Source organism: Paraoerskovia sediminicola (assembly GCF_030296575.1).
In the GTDB taxonomy this organism is placed as follows: Bacteria; Actinomycetota; Actinomycetes; order Actinomycetales; family Cellulomonadaceae; genus Paraoerskovia; species Paraoerskovia sediminicola.
Genome location: NZ_AP027729.1, coordinates 3,054,587 through 3,072,865 on the forward strand (window position 1 = coordinate 3,054,587; position 18,279 = coordinate 3,072,865).

At 73.9% G+C, this 18,279-nt stretch carries 16 protein-coding genes and 2 pseudogenes; 15 read left to right on the top strand and 3 right to left on the bottom strand.

The window, feature by feature from the left end; translation table 11 throughout:
• The first annotated feature begins 3 nt into the window (after positions 1-3).
• The 3 genes and pseudogenes from QUE47_RS14090 to QUE47_RS14100 all read left to right on the top strand — a co-directional run bounded on the left by QUE47_RS14090 (position 4) and on the right by QUE47_RS14100 (position 3,335).
• Complete coding sequence (locus QUE47_RS14090; RefSeq protein ID WP_286217798.1) at positions 4-1,113, top strand: threonine ammonia-lyase; 1,110 nt, start codon at positions 4-6, stop codon at positions 1,111-1,113.
• Positions 1,114-1,168: 55 nt separating this feature from the next.
• Positions 1,169-1,788, top strand: a pseudogene (locus QUE47_RS14095) (L-threonylcarbamoyladenylate synthase).
• Between the two features lie 101 nt (positions 1,789-1,889).
• The gene (locus tag QUE47_RS14100; RefSeq protein WP_286217800.1) at positions 1,890-3,335 is read left to right on the top strand and encodes a UTP--glucose-1-phosphate uridylyltransferase; all 1,446 of its coding nucleotides are present in this window, start codon (positions 1,890-1,892) and stop codon (positions 3,333-3,335) included.
• A gap of 130 nt (positions 3,336-3,465) precedes the next feature.
• Here QUE47_RS14100 and QUE47_RS14105 read toward each other — a convergent pair whose 3' ends face one another.
• Positions 3,466-4,152, bottom strand: coding sequence for an IMPACT family protein (locus QUE47_RS14105; RefSeq protein WP_286217801.1), 687 nt, complete (start codon positions 4,150-4,152; stop codon positions 3,466-3,468).
• Positions 4,153-4,230: 78 nt separating this feature from the next.
• On the opposite strand from QUE47_RS14105, the gene QUE47_RS14110 reads away from it, so the two are divergent.
• Positions 4,231-4,971, top strand: coding sequence for a site-specific integrase (locus tag QUE47_RS14110; RefSeq protein WP_286217802.1), 741 nt, complete (start codon positions 4,231-4,233; stop codon positions 4,969-4,971).
• Between the two features lie 19 nt (positions 4,972-4,990).
• On the opposite strand, the gene QUE47_RS14115 is transcribed toward QUE47_RS14110, so the two are convergent.
• Both QUE47_RS14115 and QUE47_RS14120 read right to left on the bottom strand, forming a co-directional pair.
• Positions 4,991-5,560 carry a Dps family protein gene (locus QUE47_RS14115; protein ID WP_286217803.1) on the bottom strand — a complete coding sequence of 190 codons (570 nt, stop codon included), beginning with the start codon at positions 5,558-5,560 and terminating at the stop codon, positions 4,991-4,993.
• A gap of 123 nt (positions 5,561-5,683) precedes the next feature.
• Complete coding sequence (locus QUE47_RS14120) at positions 5,684-6,844, bottom strand: DUF3866 family protein (protein ID WP_286217804.1); 1,161 nt, start codon at positions 6,842-6,844, stop codon at positions 5,684-5,686.
• Positions 6,845-6,869: 25 nt separating this feature from the next.
• On the opposite strand from QUE47_RS14120, the pseudogene QUE47_RS14125 reads away from it, so the two are divergent.
• The 11 genes and pseudogenes from QUE47_RS14125 to QUE47_RS14165 all read left to right on the top strand — a co-directional run.
• Positions 6,870-7,460: pseudogene (locus QUE47_RS14125) on the top strand (hypothetical protein); the annotation flags it as partial.
• Between the two features lie 275 nt (positions 7,461-7,735).
• The gene (locus tag QUE47_RS16970; RefSeq protein ID WP_350227758.1) at positions 7,736-7,855 is read left to right on the top strand and encodes a WCX domain-containing protein; all 120 of its coding nucleotides are present in this window, start codon (positions 7,736-7,738) and stop codon (positions 7,853-7,855) included.
• Complete coding sequence (locus tag QUE47_RS14130) at positions 7,848-8,846, top strand: helix-turn-helix transcriptional regulator (protein WP_286219524.1); 999 nt, start codon at positions 7,848-7,850, stop codon at positions 8,844-8,846. Before QUE47_RS16970 ends, QUE47_RS14130 begins: the two co-directional genes overlap by 8 nt.
• A gap of 10 nt (positions 8,847-8,856) precedes the next feature.
• Positions 8,857-9,192 carry a hypothetical protein gene (locus QUE47_RS14135; protein ID WP_286217805.1) on the top strand — a complete coding sequence of 112 codons (336 nt, stop codon included), beginning with the start codon at positions 8,857-8,859 and terminating at the stop codon, positions 9,190-9,192.
• Between the two features lie 198 nt (positions 9,193-9,390).
• On the top strand, positions 9,391-9,801 hold the full coding sequence (gene tatA / locus QUE47_RS16975; protein ID WP_350227577.1) for a Sec-independent protein translocase subunit TatA: 411 nt from the start codon (positions 9,391-9,393) through the stop codon (positions 9,799-9,801).
• A 36-nt stretch (positions 9,802-9,837) separates the two neighbouring features.
• On the top strand, positions 9,838-10,641 hold the full coding sequence (tatC, locus tag QUE47_RS14145) for a twin-arginine translocase subunit TatC (protein ID WP_286219525.1): 804 nt from the start codon (positions 9,838-9,840) through the stop codon (positions 10,639-10,641).
• Positions 10,638-11,651 carry a diacylglycerol/lipid kinase family protein gene (locus QUE47_RS14150; RefSeq protein ID WP_286217806.1) on the top strand — a complete coding sequence of 338 codons (1,014 nt, stop codon included), beginning with the start codon at positions 10,638-10,640 and terminating at the stop codon, positions 11,649-11,651. Before tatC ends, QUE47_RS14150 begins: the two co-directional genes overlap by 4 nt.
• Positions 11,652-11,740: 89 nt before the next feature.
• A complete protein-coding gene (locus QUE47_RS17310) occupies positions 11,741-12,877 on the top strand; it encodes a DEAD/DEAH box helicase (RefSeq protein WP_434019695.1) in 1,137 nt (378 codons plus the stop codon).
• The gene (locus QUE47_RS14155) at positions 12,769-14,727 is read left to right on the top strand and encodes a DEAD/DEAH box helicase (RefSeq protein ID WP_434019696.1); all 1,959 of its coding nucleotides are present in this window, start codon (positions 12,769-12,771) and stop codon (positions 14,725-14,727) included. Before QUE47_RS17310 ends, QUE47_RS14155 begins: the two co-directional genes overlap by 109 nt.
• Positions 14,728-14,776: 49 nt before the next feature.
• Positions 14,777-16,444, top strand: a complete 1,668-nt coding sequence (locus QUE47_RS14160; protein WP_286217807.1) for an amidohydrolase — start codon at positions 14,777-14,779, stop codon at positions 16,442-16,444.
• Positions 16,445-16,728: 284 nt separating this feature from the next.
• A complete protein-coding gene (locus tag QUE47_RS14165; RefSeq protein WP_286217808.1) occupies positions 16,729-18,267 on the top strand; it encodes a PepSY-associated TM helix domain-containing protein in 1,539 nt (512 codons plus the stop codon).
• Positions 18,268-18,279: the final 12 nt, after the last annotated feature.

Here is an 18,279-nt window from a genome sequence, read left to right on the forward strand (position 1 = left end):
CGCATGACCGCACTCGCCGAGCACTCCGTCGAAATGCCTGCCGACCTGCACGCCGACCGCACCCCCGAGCGCAACCTCCGGCGTCCGGTGAAGCCTGCGGCCGAGCGCCCGGACGACGACCACACCCGGCCCCCGAGCATCGCCGACGTGCTCGACGCCCGTCGGCTGCTCGCCGCGCACCTCGACGAGACGCCCGTGCGGACCTACCCCGCTCTCGACGCCGCGGTCCACGACGCGGGAGCCACCGACATCGCCCTGACGATCAAGCACGAGAACCTCCAGCCCACCGGGGCGTTCAAGGTCCGCGGCGCACTCAACCTGCTCCTGCGCTCCACCGACGCCGAGCGCGCCCGCGGCGTCGTCGCCTACTCCACCGGCAACCACGCGCAGGCCGTCGCCTACGCCGCACGCGCCACCGGCACCGCCTGCACGATCGTCATGCCCCAGGACCCCAACCCCGCGAAGGCCCAGGCCGTCCGCGAGCTCGGCGCCGAGCTCGTGCTCCACGGCACGACCTTCGACGACGCCGCCACCCACGCGACCCACCTCGCCGAGACCACCGGAGCGCGCCTCGTCGGCGCCGCCGGCGACACCCGCATCCTCGCCGGCGTCGCCACCGCCTACCTCGACCTCCTCACCGCAGCCCCCGACCTCGACGTGCTCGTCGTCCCCGTCGGAGGCGGCAGCGGAGCCGCAGGCGCCTGCACCGCGGCAGCCGCCGTCGCCCCCGGCTGCGAGATCATCGCCGTCCAGTCCGAGGCCTCGCCGTCCGCGCACGCCTCCTGGCGCACCGGCACGATCCAGCGCCTGCCCAACACCTCCCGCGCCGAAGGCCTCGCCACCGGCACCGGCTTCCCCCTGACGCAACACGTCATGCGCACCCACCTCACCGACTTCCGCACCGTCACCGACCAGCAGATCCGCCACGCCCAGTGGACCCTCCTCACGACGGCACGCACCGTCGCCGAGGGCGCCGGAGCCGCGGCGCTCGCGGCCGTGCTCGCCGACCCCGCCCGCTTCGCCGGCCGACGCGTCGGAATCGCCGTCACCGGAGGCAACGCGAGCCCCGACGAGCTCCGCGAGGTCGTCGCGCTCGCCACCACCGCCCGCTGACCGCGGCCCACGCCCCCGCGTCGCGGCCCCCGCGCCGGGGGAGCACCATAGGCCCATGGCCCGCTACCTCGACGTGCACCCCCACGACCCGCAGCCCCGCGCGATCGCGCAGGTCGTCGCCATGCTGCGCGACGACGCGCTCGTCGCCTACCCCACCGACTCCTGCTACGCGCTCGGCACCCGCATGGGCAACACCCACGGCACCGACCGCATCAAGGCCGTGCGCCACCTCGACGCCAAGCACCACTTCACCCTCGTGTGCAGCGACTTCCAGCAGCTCGGGCAGCTCGTCAAGATCGACAACCACGCCTTCCGCGCCATCAAGGCAGCCACCCCCGGCCCCTACACGTTCATCCTCCCCGCCACCGCCGAGGTCCCGCGCCGCCTCGCCCACCCCAAGAAGCGCACCGTCGGCGTCCGCATCCCCGACAACCGCGTCGTCCACGCACTCCTGCGCGAGCTCGGCGAACCCCTCCTCTCCAGCACCCTCCTGCTCCCCGGACACGACGACCCGCTCACCGACGGGTGGACCGTCAAGGAAGAGCTCGACCACCTCGTCGACGCCGTCATCGACGCAGGGGAGTGCGGCACCGAACCCACCACCGTCGTCGACTTCTCCGACGGGCCCCCGAGATCGTCCGCGTCGGCGCCGGCGACCCCAGCCGCTTCCAGTAGGCCGCCCCGCGAACATCCTGGGCACCGCCTGGCACCCGCCCTGTGACCGACCTCTCACAGTCACCCCGCACGACCAGGGCACCACGACCTAGCCTGGGGCCATGAGCACCCAGCCGAGCGGACTCACCCACGCCCAGCAGAAGATGACCGACGGCGGCGTCCACCCCACCGCCATCGACGTCTTCTCCCGCTTCTACGAGCTCCTCGCCTCCGGCGGGACCGGCACCATCGCCGAAGCAGACGTCGAACCCCTCACCGACGTCCCACGCCACGCAGACCTCGACATCGACCCCGACGCCGCCCGCGAGGCGCTCGCGGCGACGGCGATCATCAAGCTCAACGGCGGCCTGGGCACGTCGATGGGCATGGCGCGGGCGAAGTCGCTGCTCACGGTCCGCGACGACCGTCCCGACAGTCCCGACAGCAGCGACAGCAGCGACAGCGCAGACGCCGGACTGACGTTCCTCGACGTGATCGTCGGCCAGGTCCGCTCGGCGCGCGAGGCCACGGGCGCGCGCCTGCCGCTGGTGCTGATGAACAGCTTCAGCACCCAGGACGACACGCTCGAGGCGCTCGCGAAGTACCCGGACCTCGCCGTCGACGGGCTCCCGCTCGACTTCCTGCAGAACCGCGAGCCCAAGCTCCGCGCGGACGACCTCGAACCCGTCGAGTGGCCCGCGGACCCGTCCCTGGAGTGGTGCCCGCCCGGCCACGGCGACCTCTACACGGCGCTGCACGCCTCGGGCGTGCTGCGCGCCCTCCTCGACGCGGGCTACCGGTACGCGAGCGTCTCGAACTCCGACAACCTGGGCGCCGCGCCCGACGCGGAGATGGCCGGCTGGTTCGCGGGGTCCGGCGCCCCGTACGCGGCCGAGGTCGCTCGGCGCACGCCTGCCGACCGCAAGGGCGGGCACCTCGTCGTGCGCACGGAGGACGGACGGATCGTGCTCCGCGAGACCGCGCAGACGGCGGACGCCGACCAGGACGACGCGAGCGACATCGACAAGCACCGCTACTTCAACACGAACAACCTGTGGTTCGACCTCGAGGCCCTGGCCGCCGAGCTCGACCGGACCGACGGGGTGCTCGAGCTCCCGCTGATCCGCAACGACAAGACCGTCGACCCCAAGGACTCGTCGTCCACGCCCGTGGTCCAGATCGAGTCCGCGATGGGGGCGGCGGTCGAGGTCTTCGACGGTGCGGTCGCGATCGAGATCGACCGGTCCCGGTTCCTGCCGGTCAAGACGACCAGCGACCTGCTGCTGCTGCGCTCCGACCTCTACGAGCTCGGCGACGACTACCGGCTCACCGCGCGTGCCGACGCTCCGCTGGTCACGCTGGCCTCCGGCCCGTACAAGCTGGTCGGTGACTTCGACGAGCGCTTCCCGGCCGGCGCCCCGTCGCTCGTCGGCGCCGCCTCGTTGGAGGTGGCGGGGGACTGGACCTTCGGGGACGGCGTCGTCGTCACCGGTGAGGCGCGGCTCGGCGACGAGGGTGGTCGGGTGCCGGACGGCGCACGGGTAGGTCCTGGGGGCGTCGTCGCCTAGCAGCGACGTCTGCTGGCAGCAGCGCCGCAGCGGCAACGCAACAAGAGCAGCAGCGTTGCCGCTGAACGTGCGCGCCGTGCAGGCCGTGTGGTCCCGTCGAGTGCCCGGGACCGCCGCCCGAACCGACCGCTCAGTCGCTGCGCTCGACGACCCTGACCTCGCCGCGGACGGCCGTCGCCCGGCCGAGCGTCGTCTCGGCGAGAGCCGCGTCGAACGCGGGCACATGAGCGGGCGGGACGAGCACGGGCAGGTGCGCGACGTCGTCGTACACCGGGGCCAGGACCGTCCCGCCGTGGTCGGGGACCCAGGCGTGGAGGAACGCCGAGATGCGGCCGGCCTCGGCGTGCGGAGCGTCGACCGTGAGCTCCTGCACCCGGACCCGCCGCAGGATGCGGGCCGCGTCGAGCGCGGTGGAGACCGCCCCCGAGTAGGCGCGCACGAGGCCTCCCGTCCCGAGGAGCGTCCCGCCGAACCAGCGGGTCACGACCACCACGACATCGGTGAGCCCGGACTGCTGCAGGGTGGTGAGCATGGGCGCCCCGGCGGTCCCGGACGGCTCTCCGTCGTCCGACGAACGCTGCATCGCGCGCTCCGCGCCGACGATCATCGCGACGCAGTGGTGGCGCGCGTCCCAGTGCTCCTTGCGGACGGCAGTGATCACCGACTCCGCGTGGGTGACATCGGTGACGGGGGAGAGGTGAGCGAGGAACCGGGACTTCTTGACCACCGTCTCGACGGTGACGGGACCCGCGACCGTCGGTGCGCGCGGAGCGGTGAGCGCCGACCCGGCAGCGGGAGGTGGCGCGTCGGGGGACATCCGTCGAGCGTACGGTTCCCGAGCGTCGATCGGCGCGCCTCATGGAATAAATAGTGTGCCAAGCGGATGATAACCACTATGGCCACCACCGACGACGAGCTCGCTGCACGACCGCCACGGACGACGCCGGTGTCCATCCCTCGGACGTACCCGCGACCGACCGTGACCCGGGCGGAGGCCGAGACGGTCTGGCGTGACCTCGCCGCGGCCGCGATGCTGCCCGACGCGAAGCCCGAGACGGCGCGCCTCGCGGTGGTGGTGGCGCTGACCCGGGCCACCGGTGCGCGGTACGGGGACCTGCTGCGCTGCACCGTCGACTCCCTCGCGCTCCACCCCGAGTCCGCGCGACCGGAGCAGGGGAGCGTCGTCGTCCTGCACGGCAAGCACCGTACGCCGCGCGATCATCGGCTCGACGGCGGCGAGGTCGTGCTGCTGCGGCACTGGCTGGCGGTCCGGGCCGAACTCTGTGCCGGGCTGGAGGGGAACCCACCGCGCGCCCTGCTGCTGACGGTCCACCACACTCACGACAACGGGACCACCGTCTCGCGCGGTCTCCCGATCACGAAGCAGGGGCTGGTGCTCTCGTGGCGCCGCTACGTGCAGCGGACCAACGCCCGCTGGGCCGGCGTTCGGCCGCCGCTGCCCACCAGGTTCGAGCAGGTGCGCCGTGCCTGGTCCGTCGAGCCGGGGCCCGACGACGCCTCGGTCAGAGCCGCGGAGCCCGCCGGCCGCGGCCTCGAGCACGGCAGCGACCGCGGGCAGGGGAGCACGTCGTCGGACGCACCGCGGGGCCCGGCGAACCCGCCGGGCCCCGCGTGATCAGCGCTGCGCGCCGCGCTCAGGCCTCGTCGAGCGCCTGAGCCTCGGCCAGCTCGGCCGAGTCCTTCTCCCCGTCGACACCTGCGGTGCTGAGCTCGCCGCCCACGGACTCCAGGTGCGCGCGCACGAACCAGTGGAAGAGCTCGAGCTCGTGCAGGTGCCCCACCAGCAGGTCGTTCGTGACGTCGTCGAGGTCGGCCGTCGCGGTGGCCGCCTCGCGGTGGTCGGTGATGACACCGACGTAGACCGTGTCGAGCGCTCCGAGGTGCGCGATCGTCGACGCGCGACCGAGGGAGTAGTCCTCCCAGGTGCGCGCCGCCACCAGCGCGCCCGGCGTCCCGGCGGGCGCGACACCGAGGGTCGCGATCCGCTCGGCGATCGCGTCGACCATGGCCCGCACCGTCTCGACCTGCGGGTCGATCATCTCGTGGACGGCGATGAAGTGGGGGCCGACGACGTTCCAGTGGATGTGCTTGAGGGTCAGCTGCAGGTCGTTGAGCGCGTGCAGCCGCTGCTGCAGGATCCCGGCGACCTTCGCGCCGTCCTCGGGGGTGAGCGACGGGACGGTGTACTTCGGCAGCGTGGCCATGCGTGTCCTCCTTCGATCGGTGGGAGGCAGGTCGGATCGCTTGTGCCTCCGTCACGCCGATCCTCACGCGATCGCCGACGACTCGCAGCGCGTCCTGCGGTGTTCAGCGGGCGGCGAACACCGTCACGCCCGGAGCTGCTCCGCGTGCACGCCGGCGACGGCTGCCGCCACGAACGCCGCGGGGTCGGCGTCGAGCCCGCGCCCCATCGTCGAGAGCCCGACGGGGGTGTCGCGGAGCGCGTCGAGGAGGTCCGTCCCTGCCTCGATCTCGACCGAGCGGTGTCGGCCTGCCGGCTCGGTGAGGGTGCCGGCCTGCGCGGCGACCTTCGCGTCCAGCCGGTCGGGCCACGCGTCGTGCGCGGCGAGCTCGGCGGTCGCGCGGGGGACGACGACGTCCGCGGGCACGAGCGCGACGCGGCCGTAGGCGGTGGTCGAGTGGTGCGAGACCCCGAGGTGGCGGTCGCGCAGGTCGGCCCCGGAGACGCGGAGCGACGCGACCGGCCGCCCGCCGAGTGTCCCGACGGCGTTGACCACGTCGCCGACGTGGACGCCGGAGAAACCCCAGCGCGTCCCGGTCCCGAGGTTCCCGGGGCCCTGGGCGACAACGACGAGGTCGGCGCCGACCACGTGCCGGGCCGTGAGCAGCCCGGTGTGGACCGTCACGGCCTCGTGGTCGCCGCCGAACGACTGGCCGACGGTGATGCAGGCGTCGATCCACCCTGCGCCGCGCAGTCCGTCGACCGCGCGCGAGAACGCCGCCGGGAGCGTGCCGCCGTCCGTCATCACGTAGGCGACGCGGGGTGCCGGGCGGCCGGCCTCGGCGGCCGAGTGGCGCGCACCGGCGACGATCGCGGGCAGCGCGGAGTGGAGGTCGGCGACGACCACCGGCAGCCCGTCGAGCGAGTCGGCCTCGGCCAGGACAGCGTGGTGCGGCGACTCCTGCTCGTCGGCGCCGAGCACGAGGGTCTGCAGCGGCGTGTATCGGGCCTTGACCAGGTGGCCGGGGCCCGGCGGCGGGTCGGCGGGCAGCGCGTCGGGCACCGCGACAACCAGCGCGTAGCCGCCGGTGCCCAGGCCGCGCGCGAGGGCGGAGACGTTGAGCGTGACCCGGGCGCCGACGTCCGGCACACCGACCACGTCGGTGTAGGCGAGCGCGCGGACCGTCCCTGGGACGGCGTCGGGCGTCGCGGCGTCGCCGCGCGGGCGGACCTCCACCGTGAGCTCCAGCGCGCCGCCCCAGCGACGCCCCTGCGACACGACGGTGCCTTCTCGCCACGTGATCACGCCACCCACGCTACAGGCCGATACCGTGGACCCCGATGCCCCAGAAACCACAGGCCCACGAGCGGATGCTCAACCTCGTCATCGCCCTCGTGAACACGAGCGGGACCATGACGAAGCAGCTCGTGCGCACCAAGGTCAAGGGATACGACGAGGCCACGTCGGACGAGGCGTTCGAGCGGATGTTCGAGCGGGACAAGGTGACGCTCCGCGGGCTCGGCATCCCGGTCGTGACCGTGAACGACGACGGCCACGCGGACGACATCGCCTACCGGGTCGACCTCGCGGCGTACTCGCTCGGCGAGCTCGACCTCACGCCCGCGGAGCTCGGCGTCCTGTCCCTGGCCGCGCAGTTCTGGCAGGACAAGAACGTGCGGACCGACATCTCGCGAGCGCTCATCAAGATCCGGTCGGCCGGCATCGAGGACGCCGCGAACGACGTCGTCGCGGGCCTGGCCCCCAGGGTCCGCGCGGTGGGCGGCTCGTACGAGCCGATCCTCGACGCCATCGCCGCCCGCAGCGCGGTGACCTTCACCTATCGCACGGCGAGCACGGGGAGGTCCGGGTCCGGACGGTCGAGCCCTGGCGGCTCGCCGCACGCGGCGGGGGCTGGTACCTGCTCGGGCACGACCGCGACCGCGGCGCCGCACGCGCCTACCGGCTCAACCGGGTGGTCGGTGCCGTCCGCGCGGTGGGCGCACCCGGAGCGGTCGAGATCCCGGAACAGGTGGACGTCGACGCGATGCTCGGGCTCGCCGGCACCACGGGGCCCGAGCGCACGGCGCGGCTGGCGCTGCGCCCCGAGCGAGCGGGCGCGCTGCGGGCGCGGGGAGCGACGCCGGCACGGCCGGCGACCGCGACCTGCTCGACCTGCCCTTCACGTCCGTCTCGCGCCTGGCCGACGAGGTCGCGGGCTACGGCGACGCGGCCGTCGTGCTCGAGCCGGACGACGTCCGCGCAGCCGTGCTGGAGCGGTTGCAGACCGCAGCAGATCTGGGAGGCAGCCGTGGCTGAGCGCGCGGACGACCGGGTGGTCCGGTTGCTGGGCATCGTGGCCTACCTCGAGCAGGTGGGTGCGGTGAGCGTCGACCACCTCGCCGAGCGGTTCGGGGTCACGAGCGCGCAGGTCTTCGCGGACATCGACGCGCTCTGGGTCACCGGGACGCCCGGGTACTTCCCCGACGACCTGATCGACTTCGACGCGTACTCGCTCGAGCAGGGGATCGTGCGGCTGACGGCGGCCCGCGGGCTCACGCGGCCGCTGCGCCTCGGGCCCCGCGAGGCGATCGCCCTCGTGGCCGCGCTGCGCGCGATGGGCGACGTGCTCCCGCCGGACGACGACCGTGCCCGCGTCCTGGGCACGGTGCTGGAGAAGCTCACCGCCGCGACGGGGGAGGCGGCCGACGCGCTCGACGTCCGGCTCGCGCCGCCGGGCGCCCCCGGGGTCCTTGCCACGGTCAGCTCCGCGATGGCCGCGGGCCACCGCCTGCGCATCCGCTATGTGACCGCCGCGGACGTCGCGTCGGAGCGCGACGTCGACCCCGTCGTCGTGCACACGCAGGACGAGCACGCGTACCTGGTCGCGTGGTGCCACCGGGCCGACGCTCGGCGCACGTTCCGCATCGACCGGATCCTCGCGGCCACCGAGCTCGACGTCCCCGTCGAGTCCCACGAGGTCGCGCTGGACGTGGACTACACGCCCGGTGACGAGGCTCCGCTCGCGACGATCTTCCTCGACGGGTCGGCCCGCTGGATCGCCGAGCAGGTCCCCGTCGAGAGCGTCACCGATCTGGCGGACGGCGGCGTCGAGATCGTCCTGCGCGTCACCAACCCGACGTGGTTGCGCCACCTGCTCCTCGAGCAGGCGCAGCACGTGCGGTCGGTCGCGCCGAGCGCGCTCACCGACGAGATCGTGGACTCCGCGCGGGCCGCCCTCCGCGCGTACGCCGACCACCCCGCGACCGGGTCGCCCGCGCCCGCACCGGCCGCACCGACGGACGCCTAGGCTGACGGCCATGTGGTGGATCATCTGGGTCGTGCTCGTCGTCGCGGCCGGCGTCGTGCTCTTCGTGCTGCTGCGTGACGTGTGGCGCAGGGCGAAGGCGGTGGGCAGCGAGCTCGCCCGGGCCCAGTCCGTCGCGTCGCAGCTCTCGGCTCGCGCCGCCGAGCTCCAGGCGCTGGCCGACGCGTCCCCAGCGATCCGACCCGTCGACCTCGAGGACGTGGACGCCGCACGCGCCGCGGCCGACGCGAGGCGCGCCGAGGACCGGATCCGGAAGGCCGAGTCCCGGGCACGCCGCGAGGTCCGGGACGCCGCGGTGCGCGACCGGTGGATGCGCGACGGCATCTGACCGATGCCTGACCGTCCGGTGCCCGGACACCGGGCGTGCGCCTCGAGCACGTAGGATCGGCACGTCGGCGTCGCACCTGGTGAGCGTCGCAGACGCTGCCTGACGTCGGCGCACGCCGGCTGAAGCTCATGACGATGCGCAGGACGTCCGGCAGGACGAACTGCACCCAGACCGATCGACGGACCGAGGAGAGACCCTGTGAACGCCCTCAAGCCCTGGCACATCCTCGTGCTGGTCGTGGTCGTGCTGCTGCTCTTCGGGGCGAAGCGGCTCCCGGACCTCGCACGCAGCGTCGGCCAGTCGCTCAAGATCTTCAAGTCCGAGGTCGACGACATGCGCGGCGACGACAAGAAGTCGGGGCAGACCGTCGACGGCAGCGTGGACGGGAGCTCCGCACCGGGCGCAACGTCTGGGACGGCCCAGGGGACGCCGCAGTCCGGCGGGCCGACCGGGCAGACCCCACCGGGCGGACAGCCGGCGAGCGGCGGACCGACGACCGGCCCCTCGGCCACGCCGCCGCCCGGCACCACCGACACCACGCCGCCCGGTCTGTGGGACCCGAGCTCGCAGAGCGGCCCGGGCACGGGCGACTCCTCCTCGAAGGGCTGACACGTGGCGCGCAAGCGCTCCGCCCCCGAGGGCCGGATGCCCCTGCGTGAGCACCTGCTCGAGGTCCGCAAGCGACTCTTCCTCGCCGCGCTCGGGATCGTCCTCGGTGCTGTCGCCGGGTGGTTCCTCTACGACCCGGTCTTCACGCTGCTCCAGCAGCCGCTGCTGGACGCCGCGGCGGAGAACGACACCCTGACGACCACCAACTTCGGCGGCATCGCGACCGCGATCGACATGCAGATCAAGGTGTCGTTCTTCATCGGCATCCTCATCTCGACCCCGTGGTGGATGTACCAGATCTGGGCGTTCGTGAACCCGGGCCTCACGTCCAAGGAGAAGCGGTACGCGTTCGCGTTCCTCGGGGCGGGCGTGCCGCTGTTCCTCGGCGGGGCCGCGCTGGCCTGGTGGGTCCTGCCGCACGCGGTGAAGATCCTCACGGACTTCGTCCCGCCGGACTCCGCGAATTTTATCGACGCCCAGCTCTACCTGTCGTTCGTCATGCGGCTGGTCCTCGCGTTCGGGATCGCGTTCCTCCTGCCCGTGATCATGGTGGCGCTCAACTTCCTCGGTGTCGTCCGCGCCCGGACGTGGGCGACCGGGTGGCGCTGGGCGATCCTCATCGCGTTCGTCTTCGCCGCGGTGATGACGCCGACCCCCGACGCGCTCACGATGATCTGGGTCGCGCTCCCGATCTGCGGGCTGTACGGGATCGCGCTCGGGATCTGCGTGCTGCACGACCGGCGGGTCGACAGGCGCTCGGATCCTGACGAGGTCACCGGCACCGGCACCGGCACCGGCACCGGCGAGCGCACGGGTACCGGGGCGGACCGGCCCGCGTGAGGCTCGGGGTCGTCGTCAACCCGACGGCCGGCGGCGGCCGCGGGCTGCGTACGGGCCGCGAGGCGATCAGGCTGCTCGACGCGGCAGGCCACGACGTCGTGAACCTGTCCGCGACCACGGCCGCGGGAGCGCTCGGGAACGCTCGTTCCGCCGTCCGACACCGGTCGACGGGTGCCGGCACGGGCACGGGTACCGGCGCGGGGGAGCGTGGCCCGGTCATGTCCACGCCCGCTCCGGTCGGCGCGCCCGTCGCTGCTCCGATCGACGCGCTGGTGGTCGTCGGGGGCGACGGGATGGTCCATCTCGGGGTCAACGCGGTCGCGGGGACGGGTGTCCCGCTCGGGATCGTCGCGACGGGTTCGGGCAACGACTCCGCGAGCGTGCTCGGCCTCCCGGTGCGGGACGTCCCGGCGTCGGCCGTGGCGATCGCCCGTGGGCTCGAGGGCGGGCCCCGCGTCGTCGACGCCGGGCACGTGAGGTCCGCCGACGGTCGTGAGACCTGGTTCTGCGGCGCGCTGTCGGCCGGCCTCGACGCCGCGATCAACGCGCGCGCGAACGCGCTCACCTGGCCCGGTGGGCCGGCCCGGTACGTGCGCGCCGCCGCGAGCGAGCTGCGGGGCTTTGTCCCCTACGGCTACCGGATCGTCGCGGACGACCGCGTGTGGGAGTCGCCGGGCACGCTCGTCGCCGTCGCCAACGGGCCACGCATCGGCGGAGGCATCAGGATCGCGCCCACCGCGGTGATCGACGACGGGCTCCTCGACGTCGTCGTCGCCGCCCCGTTCGGTCGCCTGCGCGTCGCCCGGATCTTCCCCGGCCTGTACCGCGGCCGGCACCTCGCCGTCGAGGGCGTCCAGACGTTCCGTGCGCGCCGCGTCACGATCGAGCCCACGACGGCAGGCGCGCCCCCGCCCGTGGCCTTCGCGGACGGCGAGACGGTCGGCGCGCTCCCGGTCACCGTCGAGGTCAGGCCCGGGGCGCTGCACGTGCTGGCGCCGCGGAGCGGCTGACCGAGCCGCTCGCTGCGGGCCTCCCGGACCGGTCGGCGCGCCATCGAGAGGAACGGCGGCCAGCGCCTCGCGGACCATAGGGTGGCGGCATGGCGGAACGCAGCAGTCGTCGGGAGCAGTCCGAGAGTCTTTCACCGGCCGAGCGGTTCGCGGCCGCCGAGGACAGGGCGCGTGCGGAGCGGACGGAGCTGGGTTCGTTCCGCCGGTCGCTGGGCTTCGATCTCGACCCGTTCCAGGTCGACGCCTGCACCTCCCTCGAGGCGGGGCGCGGCGTCCTGGTCGCTGCGCCGACGGGTGCCGGCAAGACGGTCGTGGGGGAGTTCGCGATCCACCTCGCCCTCGCCGGCGGCCGCAAGGCGTTCTACACGACCCCCATCAAGGCGCTCTCCAACCAGAAGTACGCCGACCTGGTCCGGCGCTACGGGCCCGACGAGGTCGGCCTCCTCACCGGTGACACCGCGATCAACGGCGACGCGCAGGTCGTCGTCATGACCACCGAGGTCCTGCGCAACATGCTGTACGCCGGGTCCTCGGCCCTCGACGGCCTCGCGTTCGTCGTCATGGACGAGGTGCACTACCTCGCCGACCGGTTCCGCGGCCCGGTCTGGGAGGAGGTCATCATCCACCTGCCGGACGACGTCCAGCTCGTCTCGCTCTCGGCGACCGTCTCGAACGCGGAGGAGTTCGGCGACTGGCTCGAGATGGTGCGCGGGGACACCGCCGTGGTGGTCAGCGAGCGCCGTCCCGTGCCCCTGTGGCAGCACGTCGTGCTGGGGTCGCGCGAGGCTCGCGGGGCCCCCGACATGCACGACCTGTACGCGGAGGACGTGGACCCGACCGACCCGGGGACGGACCCGCCGATCAGCCCTGATCTCGTGGCGGCGTTCCGCGCGGGGCGGGGCGACCGGCCGGGTCCGGGCGGCGGGCGGTACGGCTCGGGGGACCGCGGGTACCGGGGCCCCGGGGGCGTCGAGCCCGCGGCCGTGGTGCGCCGGGCCGCGGGGGCTCCGGTGGGGGCGGCCGGAGCACCGACCGTCGGACGGGCGGCAGCGGCGGCCGACCGGACGGTGGCGCGCGCGGAGCGGTCGGCCGGCGGTCTCCGGCGCGGTTCGCGGTCGTGGACGCGCTGCACGAGGCCGAGCTGCTCCCCGCCATCTACTTCATCTTCTCGCGGGCGGGCTGCGAGGGGGCCGTCACGCAGTGCCTCACGGCGGGGCTGCGGCTGACGTCTGCCGCCGAGGAGGCCGAGATCCGCGCCGCGGTCGAGCAGCGGGCCCAGACCTTGCCGGCCGAGGACCTGCAGGTGCTCGGGTTCCACACGTGGGCGGAGTCCCTGGCGCGGGGTGTCGCGGCGCACCACGCCGGGATGCTGCCGATCTTCAAGGAGACGGTCGAGGACCTCTTCAGCCGCGGCCTCGTGAAGGTCGTGTTCGCGACCGAGACCCTGGCGCTCGGCATCAACATGCCGGCGCGCTCCGTGGTGCTGGAGAAGCTCGTCAAGTGGGACGGGACCTCGCACGTCGACGTGACCCCGGGGGAGTACACCCAGCTGACGGGTCGCGCGGGACGGCGGGGCATCGACGTGGAAGGCCATGCCGTGGTCGTCGAGCACCAGGGGCTCGACCCGGTCGCGCTCGCCGGGCTCGCCTCGCGACGGCTGTACCCGCTGCGGTCGAGCTTCCGGCCGACGTACAACATGGCGGTCAACCTCGTCGAGCAGGTGGGGCGTGCGCGGGCGCGCGACGTGCTCGAGACGTCGTTCGCGCAGTTCCAGGCCGACCGCGGGGTCGTGGGGCTCGCCAAGCAGGCGCAGGCCCACGCCGAGGCACTGGACGGGTACGCGGAGGCGATGCGCTGCGATCGCGGCAGCTTCACGGAGTACGCCGACCTGCGGCGTCGTATCGGTGCCCGCGAGAAGGACCTGTCGCGCTCCGAGCGCAAGGACCGCCGGGCGGAGACCGTGGCGGCCCTCGAGCGGCTGCGCCCCGGGGACGTCGTCGAGGTCCCGTCCGGCCGGCGCTCGGGACACGTGGTCGTCCTCGCGCAGGGCGACGGCGGCTTCGACGGTCCGAGGCCGTCGGTGCTCACCGAGGACAAGCAGGTCAAGAAGCTGACGGTCGCCGACGCCCCGAACGGCATCGAGACCGTCGCCAGGCTGCGGATCCCGAAGAAGTTCAACCCGCGGGCCCCGAAGGAGCGCGCCGCGCTGGCGTGGGACCTGCGCGGCGCCGTCGCCGAGGCCGAGAGCGCGCGGGACGGCGACAGCAACGGCGGTCGTCCCGGTGGCCGGCGCGGACGCACGCGCGCCGCGGCGCACGACGACCGCGAGATCGCGCGCCTGCGCGCGGCGATGAAGGCGCACCCCTGCCACGCGTGCCCCGAGCGGGAGGACCACGCCCGGTGGGCGGAACGGTGGCAGACCCTGAAGAAGGAGCATGACGCGCTGCTGCGTCGCGTCGAGGGGCGCACGGGGTCGATCGCCAGGGTCTTCGACCACATCTGCGACGTGCTGATGTCGCTGGGATACCTGGAGACGGTGGACGACGAGGGTGGGCCGGCGACGCGGGTCACCGACGACGGTCGCTGGCTGCGTCACCTCTACGCCGAGAACGACCTGCTGCTCGCCGAGTGCCTGCGGCGCGGCGCATGGACCGGGCTGGACGCTCCCGGGCTCGCCGCGGCCGTCTCGACGATCGTCTACAGCGCGCGTCGGGACGAAGGTGGTGAACCCCACATCCCCGGCGGTCCGCAGGGGCGGCTCTCGACCGCGCTCGACGCGACCGTGCGCGTGTGGTCGGAGGTCGAGGACCTCGAGGCCGCGCACCGCGTCGACACCGCGTCGCAACCGGACCTCGGCCTCGTCTCGGCGGTGCACCGCTGGGCCACGGGGCGGTCCCTGGACCACGTGCTGCGGGGGTCCGAGCTTGCCGCCGGCGACTTCGTCCGCTGGTGCAAGCAGGTCATCGACGTGCTCGACCAGCTCTCCAAGGCTGCCCCCGACCCGAAGATGCGCTCGACCGCGCGGACCGCGATCGACGCGCTGCGGCGGGGCGTGGTGGCGTACTCCAGCCTCTGACGGTAACCCGACTGCGCCATCGGCCGGTCGACCCCCTATCGTTCGGGTCGTGACGACGATTCTCTACCGGGGCGGGACGATCCACTCGGCCGCCGACCCCTTCGCCGAAGCCCTCCTGGTCGCCGACGGGGTGATCGCCTGGATCGGGGCGAACGACACCGCCGACGGGCTGGCGCACCGAGCCGACCGCGTGGTCGAGCTCGACGGCGCCCTCGTCGCGCCCGGCTTCGTGGACTCCCACGTGCACACCCTGGAGACGGGGCTGGCGCTGACCGGGGTCGACCTGTCCGCGAGCGCGGGCGTGACCAGCCTCGGCGAGGCGCTGGCCGCCGTCCGACGCGCGGTCGACGCACGCCCTGCCGCAGCGGCGGACGACGTCGTGCGGGCCTTCGGGTGGGACGAGACCGAGTGGCCGGAGGGACGTGCGCCGACGCGGCACGAGCTCGACGACGCGGCGCGAGGTGCCAAGGTCTATGCGGCGCGGGTCGACGTGCACTCCGCGGTCGTGTCGAGCGCGCTGGCCGACGGCGCCGGCCTGGCCGGTCTCGAGGGCTGGACGGACGAGGGCTGGGTCACGCTCGACGCGAACGAGGCTGCCCGCGACGCGGCGCGGGACCTCCCGCCGGCGCGTCGCAGCGAGCTGTACCGGATCGTCCTCGAGCACGCGGCGTCGCGCGGGATCGTCAGCCTCCACGAGAACAGCGCCCCGCACATCGACACCCGCGCCGGTCTCCGGGAGCTCATGGACGACACCCGTGACCCGGCGTCGGGGCTGCCCCTCGTCGTCGGCTACCGCGGAGAGCTCTGCGCCACGGCCGACGAGGCGCGAGCGCTCCTCGAGGAGCTCCCGGGTCTGCGGGGCATCGGCGGCGACCTCGACGTCGACGGCTCGATCGGCTCGCGCACCGCGGCCCTGCGCCACAGGTACACCGACCTCACCGACGCGGCCTACGGGGCCGGCGGTCCGGACGGGCGCGGTCTGCTCTACCTCGACGCCGAGCAGGTCGCGGCGCACCTCGTCGCCGTCACCGAGGCCGGGTCCCAGGGCGGGTTCCACGTCATCGGCGACCGTGCCATGGACACGTTCGTCGAGGGTCTGACGGCGGCCGGCGAGCAGGTCGGTCACGGCCCCCTGCGCGCTGCGCGGCACCGCGTCGAGCACGCGATGATGGTCGACGCCAACGCCCTCGGCTCCCTGCTGCTGCTCGGCGTGTGCCTCAGCATCCAGCCAGGGTTCGACGCCGCGTGGGGCGGGCCCGACGGGATGTACGCGACGCGGCTGGGCTCGACCCGCATCGGCGGCATGAACGCGTTCGCCGACCTTGCCGGCGCCGGGATCCCGATCGCGTTCGGCTCGGACGCGCCCGTGACGCCGCTGGACCCGTGGGGCGCCGTGCGCGCGACGCTCGAGCACGCAGACCCGGAGCAGAGGATCTCGGCCCGCGCCGCGTTTCGTGCGCACACCCGCGGAGGGTGGCGGCTCGCGCACCTCGACGACAGCGGGGCGGGGGAGATCAAGGTCGGGGCCCCCGCGCACCTGGCCGTGTGGCGTGCCGAGCACCTGGCCGTCCAGGGCGGCAACCAGCGTCGCTCGTCGTGGAGCACGGACGCCCGGGCCGGCACCCCGCTGCTGCCCGCGCTCGGCGGCGACGAGCCGGAACCGACCTGCCTGCAGACGGTGCGCGACGGCGTCGTCGTCCACGACACGCTGGGCTGACGCTCTGGCAGGTGCTGCCGGTGCTGATCACCGGTCGGCGCTGCGAGCGCCGGCAGGGTCCTGCGAGCGCCGTCAGCCGGGTCGTCTCCCGTGGTGACGGGGGCCGCCTCTTGACAGGGGTGAGAGCGCTCTCGCTATAGTTCACGCGCCCCACAACGGCGTACGTCCCGGGTGTTCCACCGATCTCGGGCAGCACTCGCTCGTCAGTGTCGTCGAGCCCGTCGTCCGACCCGGACCCGGGTCTCCGGCGTCTGACGGCGATCCCCAGCACCGAGAGCAGAGCCATGACTGACACCGTCGTCAGCACGACCCCCGCACCTCCCGACCGGTCCCCGGTACGGCCCGAGCGACGCCGCCGTCCGCCGTGGTTCGGGGCCCTGCTGCGTCGCCTGCACTTCTATGCCGGGATCCTCGTCGGGCCGTTCATCCTGGTCGCGGCGGTCAGCGGCGCGCTGTACGCGCTGACCCCGGCGATCGAGGACGCCGTCTACGACCACGAGCTGCACGCCCCGGTGACCGGGGCGACCGTCCCTCTCGACGCGCAGGTCACCGCCGCCCAGGAGCACGTCGGCGACGGCGCGACGATCAGCGCCGTGCGACCGGCCCCCGAGCCGGGGGACACGACGCGCGTCCTGTTCCACGAGGACGGCATGGCGTTCGGCGAGTCGCGGGCCGTCTTCGTCGACCCTGGCACGGGGGAGGTCCGGGGCGATCTGGCCGCCTCGTTCGGCGACGGTCTCCCCGTGCGCACCTGGGTCGCCGGCCTGCACTCGGGCCTGCACCTCGGCGACCCCGGTCGCTTCTACAGCGAGCTCGCTGCGTCGTGGCTGGGCATCATCGTCGTCGCGGGGCTCGCCCTGTGGCTGGTGAGGATCCGCAAGACCCGCCGCAAGGCCGACCTGCTGCGGCCCGCCGTCCGCGCGAAGGGGTACAAGCGGCTCTTCTCCTGGCACGCGTCGGTGGGCCTGTGGGTGGTGATCGGCGCCCTCGTCCTCTCGGCCACCGGGATCACGTGGTCGCAGCTCGCGGGGAAGAACGTCAGCGAGCTCCGCACCGCGCTCGACTGGCAGACGCCCCGGATGGACACGACGCTCGCGAGCGACGACGGGGCATCGATCGACGCGACCGAGGACACTGGGGACACCGAGGGCACGGTGGACGCAGCCGCGTCGGAGGTGGACGCGGAGCATGCGGACCACGTGCGCGGCACCACGTCGAGCCCGAGCGACCCCGCGATGTTCCCCTTCGTCCTCGCGGCGGCCCAGCGCGCGAACATCGACTCCACGTACGTCGAGATCGTGCCGCCGGCCGACGCCGAGACCGCCTGGGTCGTCTCCGAGATCAAGCGCACGGTGCCCACCGCCGCCGACGCCGTCGCGTTCGACCCCGAGACCATGCTCGAGGTCGACCGGTCCGACTTCGCCAACTTCCCGATCTCGGCGAAGCTCGCGCGCTGGGGGACCGACCTGCACATGGGTGTCCTCTTCGGCGTCGCGAACCAGGTCGTGCTCTTCCTGCTCGCCGTCGGCATCGGTGCTCTCGTCGTCCTCGGCTACGCGATGTGGTGGAAGCGCCGGCCGCCCCGCGGGTCCGGTCGCGTCGGGGGACCGGCACCCGAGCAGGGTGCGCTCCGTGACGCGCCGTGGTGGGGGCTCGGCGCCGTCGTCCTCGGTGCCGTCGTCCTCGGTGCCGTCGTCCTCGGGCTGTGGTTGCCGCTCGTCGGCTTCACGCTCGTCGGCTTCGTCGTGGTCGACGTCGTGGCCGGTGCCGTCGCCCGTGCCAGTCGTCACCGGAGCGACGCCGTTCGGCACTCCACGCCCTGACGGTTCCGGGTC

Excerpts from the sequence above, each read along its gene's own strand:
- QUE47_RS14090 (WP_286217798.1), top strand. The coding sequence starts at position 4 with ATGACCGCACTCGCCGAGCACTCCGTCGAAATGCCTGCCGACCTGCAC.
- QUE47_RS14100 (WP_286217800.1), top strand. The coding sequence starts at position 1,890 with ATGAGCACCCAGCCGAGCGGACTCACCCACGCCCAGCAGAAGATGACC.
- QUE47_RS14105 (WP_286217801.1), bottom strand. The coding sequence starts at position 4,152 with ATGTCCCCCGACGCGCCACCTCCCGCTGCCGGGTCGGCGCTCACCGCT.
- QUE47_RS14110 (WP_286217802.1), top strand. The coding sequence starts at position 4,231 with ATGGCCACCACCGACGACGAGCTCGCTGCACGACCGCCACGGACGACG.
- QUE47_RS14115 (WP_286217803.1), bottom strand. The coding sequence starts at position 5,560 with ATGGCCACGCTGCCGAAGTACACCGTCCCGTCGCTCACCCCCGAGGAC.
- QUE47_RS14135 (WP_286217805.1), top strand. The coding sequence starts at position 8,857 with ATGTGGTGGATCATCTGGGTCGTGCTCGTCGTCGCGGCCGGCGTCGTG.
- tatC (WP_286219525.1), top strand. The coding sequence starts at position 9,838 with ATGCCCCTGCGTGAGCACCTGCTCGAGGTCCGCAAGCGACTCTTCCTC.
- QUE47_RS17310 (WP_434019695.1), top strand. The coding sequence starts at position 11,741 with ATGGCGGAACGCAGCAGTCGTCGGGAGCAGTCCGAGAGTCTTTCACCG.
- QUE47_RS14165 (WP_286217808.1), top strand. The coding sequence starts at position 16,729 with ATGACTGACACCGTCGTCAGCACGACCCCCGCACCTCCCGACCGGTCC.